Source organism: Nocardioides jensenii JCM 1364 = NBRC 14755 (assembly GCF_001552535.1).
Taxonomy (GTDB): domain Bacteria; phylum Actinomycetota; class Actinomycetes; order Propionibacteriales; family Nocardioidaceae; genus Nocardioides; species Nocardioides jensenii.
Genome location: NZ_BCRJ01000157.1, coordinates 1 through 5,930, shown reverse-complemented (window position 1 = coordinate 5,930; position 5,930 = coordinate 1). Strand labels below are relative to the sequence as shown.

The following is a 5,930-nucleotide window of genomic DNA, read 5'->3' as shown; positions in this document are numbered from 1 at the left end:
CGCCGCGCGCCGCGTTCGCCGCCTGGCGCACGGACGCCCGCCATCACCCGAGCCCCAACGCCGGCCCGGTCGAGGCGTCGTTCGCCGGGGCGCTCGGCGTACGGCTCGGTGGCGTGAACACCTACGGTACGCGGGTCGAGGACCGGCACACCCTCGGGAGCGGCCGTGCTCCCGAGGCCACAGACATCGCCAGAGCGGTCCGGCTCGCCGACCGGGTTGATCGGGGTTCGGTCGTCGTCGCGGCCGCCCTGGCGATGGCCCGACGAGGTCACTGACGGCTAGACGCCGCGGCGAACCAGCCAGGCGTCGGCCGCAGCAGGGTCGCTGACCAGCTCGACGTGGGGCGCCGACGCAGCACGTCGTACGACGACCACCGGCACTCCCAACTCGGCCGCGGCCTCCATCTTCGGCCAGGTGAACGAGCCACCGGAGTCCTTGGTGACCACGACATCGGCGGCGTGCTCCCGCATCAGGGCCAGCTCGCCGTCGAGTCGATAGGGACCGCGACTCGTCAGCAGGGTCCACGAGGCCGGCAGCGCGAGGTCGGGCGGGTCCACAACCCGCACCAACGCTGACGATTCGGCCAACGGGCCCACGAAGCGGTCCAGCGACTGCCGGCCCACGGTGAGGAAGGGTCGCTCCCCCAGCGTGGCGGTCAATGCGGCCGCTTCGTCGTGGTCGTCGACCCAGTGCCACGTCTCTGCGCCGGGAGCCTGGGCCCAGCCGGGTCGCTCGAGACGCAGCAGGGGCACGCCGGTCGCCGCGCACGCCGCGACCGCGTTGCGGGTCATGCCCTCCGCGAAGGGGTGTGTGGCATCGACGACGGCCGTGATCTTCTCGTCGCGAAGGTGGGCGACCAGGCCGTCGACGCCCCCGAAGCCACCGATGCGCACGGGTCCGACGGGCAGCCGCGGACGCGCCACCCGCCCGGCCAGCGACGAGGTGAAGGTGACGCCGCGTTGTTCGAGCAGGAGCGCGAGCTCACGCGCCTCGCCGGTGCCGCCGAGGAGCAGGACGTTCATCGCGACGCTCCCGGGGGCAGGATCGCGAGGTCGGCCGGTGCACCGCGCTCGACCAGCTCGAGGAGGGCGTCGACGTCGAGGTGCTCCTCGACGAGCGCGCCGAGCAGGTCGAGCCGGGCCTCCCGCTGCTCGGGGAAGCTCACGTCGGAGGGCTGCCACTCACGCCCCGCGGCGCTCGCTGCGGCGGCGAGGAAGGCGCGCCGAAACTCGTCGCCCTCGAGGCTGCCGTGCCACATCGTGCCGAACACGGCCCCCGCCCGCGCACCACCGAGGAACTCCTCGCCGGAGCCCCGGCTGATGCGGCCGTGGTGGATCTCGTAGCCGTTCGTCTTCGCACCCAGTTGCTCACCGGTCGGCAGCCGCAGCGCCTTCTCCTCGGCGAACGTCGTGGCCACGTCGAGCAGGCCCAGGCCCTCGACGTCGGCGGCGGCCACGCCCTCCACCCCCGTCGGGTCGGTGATCCGACGCCCGAGCATCTGGAAGCCACCACAGATGCCGAGGACCGGCTTGCCTGCCGCCGCGTGGTCGAGGATCGCGCGGTCCAGCCCACGCGACCGAAGCCAGGCCAGGTCGGAGATCGTCGCGCGGGTGCCGGGCAGCACGACGAGGTCGGCGTCGGCCATCGCCCGTGGGTCGCTGACGAAGACCACGTCGAGACCCGGCTCGATGCCGAGTGCGTCGACGTCGGTGAAGTTCGAGACCCTGGGCAGCCTGACCACTGCCACCTTCATGGCTGCAGCGCCGTCCGGCGTACGACGTCCCTCGAGGTCGAGTGCGTCCTCAGAGTCCAACCAGAGATGGGGATTCCACGGCAACGTGCCATACACGCGCCGCCCGGTGAGTGCCTCGAGCTGGTCGAGACCGGGGGTCAGGAGAGTGGCGTCGCCCCGGAACTTGTTGACCACGAACCCCGCGACCAACGCCTGGTCGGCCGGCTCCAGCAGCGCGACGGTGCCGAACATCGCGGCGAACACACCACCCCGGTCGATGTCACCGACCACCACGGTCGGGATCGACGCGTGCCGGGCCAACCCCATGTTCACGTAGTCGCTCTCGCGCAGGTTGATCTCGGTCGGGCTGCCCGCGCCCTCGGCGATCACCACGTCGTAGCGTGAGGACAGGTCGTCGAAGGCGTCGTACGCCGCGTGCGCGAGGTGGCGTCGTCCGTCCACGAAGTCGCGGCTGGAGATCTCGCCGGCAGGCTGACCCATCACCACGACATGGCTGCGGCGGTCGCCCCCGGGCTTGAGGAGAACCGGGTTCATCGCCGCCTCGGGCTCGGCCCCGGCGGCCAACGACTGGATCCACTGGGCCCGTCCGATCTCGGCGCCGTCGCCGCAGACCATGGAGTTGTTCGACATGTTCTGCGACTTGAACGGCGCCACCTTCAGACCCCGTCGCATCAGTGCGCGGCACAGCCCGGTGGTCACGATGCTCTTGCCGGCGTCGGAGGTGGTGCCGGCGACGAGAAGGGCACCACGAGTCATGCCCGAACCCTATCGGCGCCGGGACCCGCGCGAGTCAGCGCGGCCAGACCCCGGACGAGCCGCGGCGATGGCTGGCCATCAGGTGGGTGTCGACGATGCCGACCGCCTCCATCAGTGCATACATCGTGGTCGGCCCGACGTGGGCGAACCCCTTCTTCTTCAACGCCTTCGAGAGCGCCAGCGACTCGGGCGACTGGGTGGGCACGTCGGCGTACGTCGTCGGCTCCGGGGTCTCGGACGGCTGGAAGGACCAGACGAAGTCGACCAGCCCACCCTCGTCGCGCAACGCGAGCGTGGCCCGGGCATTGGTGATCGTGGCGTCGACCTTGCGCCGGTTGCGCACGATGCCGACGTCGGCCATCAGGCGCTCGCGGTCGGAGTCGTCGTACGCCGCGACCTTCTCGGCGTCGAACCCGTCGAAGGCGGCGCGAAAGCTCGTCCGCTTGCGCAGGATCGTGGCCCACGACAGCCCCGACTGGAACGCCTCGAGGCTGATCCGCTCGAAGAGCGCGCTCTCCTCGCGGATCGGCATGCCCCACTCGGTGTCGTAGTAGTCGCGCATCATCGGATCGGTCGCCGCCCAGGTCGGCCTGGCCAGTCCGTCGTCACCCATCACCGTCATGGAGGTCAGTCTGCCAGCGGTGACGAACTGCGGCAGTTCGTCTGGTCCGGACCGCCTCGCCCGCTCATCGCGTGGCCGATCGTGACGAGCTGCCGCAGCTCGGCAGGTCAGGCCGTCAGGCGCGGGGTTCGACGTACACCGTCCCACCGAGCTCGATGAACTCCTCGGACTTCTCCTTCATGCCCACCTCGGGGTCGAGGCCGGGCTCGAGTGCCGACCCGAACCGCTCACGCACGTCCTGGCTGATCTTCATCGAGCAGAACTTCGGGCCGCACATGGAGCAGAAGTGCGCGGTCTTGCTGGCCTCGGCCGGCAGGGTCTCGTCGTGGAAGGCCTCCGCCGTGTGCGGGTCGAGCGAGAGCGCGAACTGGTCACGCCAGCGGAACTCGAAGCGGGCCTTGCTGAGCTCGTCGTCCCAGTCACGGGCCCGCGGGTGGCCCTTGGCCACGTCCGCGGCATGCGCGGACAGCTTGTAGGTGATCACGCCGGTCTTCACGTCGTCGCGGTTCGGCAGGCCGAGGTGCTCCTTGGGGGTGACGTAGCAGAGCATCGCGGTGCCGTGCATCGCGATGGTGGCCGCACCGATGGCGCTGGTGATGTGGTCGTAGCCGGGCGCGATGTCGGTGGCCAGCGGGCCGAGGGTGTAGAACGGCGCACCCTTGCACCAGTCCTGCTGCAGCACGACGTTCTCCTCGACCAGGTTGAGCGGCACGTGGCCGGGCCCCTCGACCATCACCTGCACGTCGTACTTCCAGGCGCGCTCGGTGAGCTCGGCCAAGGTGCGCAGCTCGGAGAACTGCGCCTCGTCGTTGGCGTCCGCGGTCGAGCCGGGACGCAGCCCGTCACCGAGGGAGAACGAGACGTCGTACTGCGCGAAGATCTCGCAGAGCTCGTCGAAGTGCGTGTAGAGGAAGTTCTCCTGGTGGTGGGCCAGGCACCAGCCCGCCATGATCGAGCCCCCGCGCGAGACGATGCCGGTGACGCGGTCGGCGGTCATCGGCACGTAGCGCAGCAGCACGCCGGCGTGGACCGTCATGTAGTCGACGCCCTGCTCGCACTGCTCGATGACCGTGTCCCGGAAGATCTCCCAGGTCAGCTTGTCGGCCTCGCCGTTCACCTTCTCGAGTGCCTGGTAGATCGGCACGGTGCCGATCGGGACCGGGCTGTTGCGGACGATCCACTCACGGGTGGTGTGGATGTCGTCGCCGGTGCTGAGGTCCATGACCGTGTCGGCGCCCCAGGTCACCGCCCAGGTCAGCTTGTCGACCTCCTCGGCGATCGAGCTGGTGACCGCGCTGTTGCCGATGTTGGCGTTCACCTTCACCAGGAAGCGCTTGCCGATGATCATCGGCTCGGCCTCGGGGTGGTTGATGTTGGCCGGGATGATCGCCCGCCCGGCCGCGACCTCGCTGCGCACCAGCTCGACGTCGCAGCCCTCACGGATCGCCACGAACTCCATCTCGGGAGTGACGACGCCGTTGCGGGCGTAGTGCATCTGCGTGACATTGTTGCCGGCAATCGCCTTGCGGGATTGGGGATTGTCGCCCTGCCACTCGTCGGCAGCCGCACCACGGCGTACGGCGGAGCGGCCGTTGTCGAGCAGCTGGGTCTCGCGTCCGTCGTAGGCCTCGGTGTCGCCGCGCTCGACGATCCAGTCGGTGCGCAGCCGGGGCAGCCCGACCTCGGGCACGGAGCCTGGCCCTTCGGTGGCGTAGCGGTCGAAGGTCTCACCGTTGGTCAGGTGCACGCGGGTCTGCGGCACCCGGATGTCGGGCCGCGGGCCGGTGACGTGGATGCGGCTGTGGGCGTCGTGGACGGTCATGAGGTCTCCTCGTGTCGGTGGTGCAGGGGGGTCAGGTGTGCGATCGGGCCGCGACCGCGGCCCAGCTCCCAGCGACGGCTGAGCGCCAGCTGGGAGGAGGTGTACGCCGCTGCGCGACGGATGGCGGCCGGGATCGGCAGCCCGCGGGCGAGCAGCGCGGCGAGGGCGGCGCTGAACGTGCAGCCGGTGCCGTGGTCGTTGGTGGTGGGCAGGGCCGGGTGGGTGATCGGCACGGGGTCCGCACCCGGTAGTGCCAGCCAGTCGGTGCAGACGAGTCCGGTCTCGGTCTCGGCCACACCGGGGTCGGGCGCCCATGCGACGCCGCCGGTCAGGACCACCGCCGGCCCCAGGGCGGCCAGCTTGGCGGCCAGCTGCCCCGGCGCGCCGTCGCAGCCGAGCAGCGCCCGTGCCTCGTCGAGGTTCGGCGTGATCACGGTCGCGACCGGCAGCAGATGCTCCACGTACGCCGTCTGCACCGCCCGGTCGCCGAGGACGGCGCCACTGGTGGCGACCAGCACGGGGTCCACCACCAGGAGCAGGTGGCCCAACCGCTCGGCGACCAGACGGACCGTCTCGGGAGAGCCGAGCATGCCGGTCTTCGCTGCGGCCAACGGCAGGTCGTCGAGCACCGCGTCCAACTGTGCCGCCACCACGTCGAACGGCGGAACGTGGATGGCGTGCACGCCGGTGGTGTCCTGGGCGGTCACCGCGGTGACCACGCAGGCACCATGTGTGCCGTGGGCGGCGAACGTGGCCAGGTCCGCGGCCAGCCCGGCCGCTCCGCCGGAGTCGGTGCCGGCCACCGAGAGCACGACGGCCGGGGTCATCCGACCACCTCCAGCAGGCGCGCGACAGTGGCGGCCGGGTCGACGGCACGCATGATCTCGCCCATCACAGCGACGCCGCGGGCCCCGACGGTGCGAGCCGCAGCGGCGTTCTCGGAGGTGATGCCGCCGAGCGCGTAGACCGGCACGCCG

7 protein-coding genes are annotated in these 5,930 nt (G+C 71.0%); 1 reads left to right on the top strand and 6 read right to left on the bottom strand.

Annotated features, from left to right (window positions below):
• Positions 1-275 (top strand): cobalamin biosynthesis protein (locus NJ4_RS24565; RefSeq protein WP_174524636.1); only part of this gene is annotated, 275 nt, incomplete at its 5' end.
• 3 nt (positions 276-278) lie between these two features.
• Here the strand turns inward: NJ4_RS24565 and NJ4_RS24560 are convergent.
• The 6 genes from NJ4_RS24560 to NJ4_RS27215 all read right to left on the bottom strand — a co-directional run bounded on the left by NJ4_RS24560 (position 279) and on the right by NJ4_RS27215 (position 5,926).
• A complete protein-coding gene (locus NJ4_RS24560; RefSeq protein ID WP_067442013.1) occupies positions 279-1,022 on the bottom strand; it encodes a cobalt-precorrin-6A reductase in 744 nt (247 codons plus the stop codon).
• Positions 1,019-2,509 carry a cobyric acid synthase gene (locus NJ4_RS24555; protein WP_067442010.1) on the bottom strand — a complete coding sequence of 497 codons (1,491 nt, stop codon included), beginning with the start codon at positions 2,507-2,509 and terminating at the stop codon, positions 1,019-1,021. The genes NJ4_RS24560 and NJ4_RS24555 overlap by 4 nt, the downstream gene beginning before the upstream one ends.
• 34 nt (positions 2,510-2,543) lie before the next feature.
• Positions 2,544-3,131 carry a DNA-3-methyladenine glycosylase I gene (locus NJ4_RS24550; RefSeq protein WP_067442007.1) on the bottom strand — a complete coding sequence of 196 codons (588 nt, stop codon included), beginning with the start codon at positions 3,129-3,131 and terminating at the stop codon, positions 2,544-2,546.
• A gap of 115 nt (positions 3,132-3,246) precedes the next feature.
• Entirely contained in the window at positions 3,247-4,953 is a 1,707-nt protein-coding gene (gene thiC / locus NJ4_RS24545) for a phosphomethylpyrimidine synthase ThiC (protein ID WP_067442004.1), read from the bottom strand.
• On the bottom strand, positions 4,950-5,780 hold the full coding sequence (gene thiD / locus NJ4_RS24540) for a bifunctional hydroxymethylpyrimidine kinase/phosphomethylpyrimidine kinase (RefSeq protein ID WP_067442001.1): 831 nt from the start codon (positions 5,778-5,780) through the stop codon (positions 4,950-4,952). The genes thiC and thiD overlap by 4 nt, the downstream gene beginning before the upstream one ends.
• Positions 5,777-5,926 carry a thiamine phosphate synthase gene (locus NJ4_RS27215; protein ID WP_407668097.1) on the bottom strand — a complete coding sequence of 50 codons (150 nt, stop codon included), beginning with the start codon at positions 5,924-5,926 and terminating at the stop codon, positions 5,777-5,779. The genes thiD and NJ4_RS27215 overlap by 4 nt, the downstream gene beginning before the upstream one ends.
• Positions 5,927-5,930 lie beyond the last annotated feature (4 nt).

Bases quoted from the DNA above. Each gene is read 5' to 3' on its own strand.
- NJ4_RS24560 (WP_067442013.1), bottom strand. From the start codon at position 1,022: ATGAACGTCCTGCTCCTCGGCGGCACCGGCGAGGCGCGTGAGCTCGCG.
- NJ4_RS24555 (WP_067442010.1), bottom strand. From the start codon at position 2,509: ATGACTCGTGGTGCCCTTCTCGTCGCCGGCACCACCTCCGACGCCGGC.
- NJ4_RS24550 (WP_067442007.1), bottom strand. From the start codon at position 3,131: ATGACGGTGATGGGTGACGACGGACTGGCCAGGCCGACCTGGGCGGCG.
- thiC (WP_067442004.1), bottom strand. From the start codon at position 4,953: ATGACCGTCCACGACGCCCACAGCCGCATCCACGTCACCGGCCCGCGG.
- thiD (WP_067442001.1), bottom strand. From the start codon at position 5,780: ATGACCCCGGCCGTCGTGCTCTCGGTGGCCGGCACCGACTCCGGCGGA.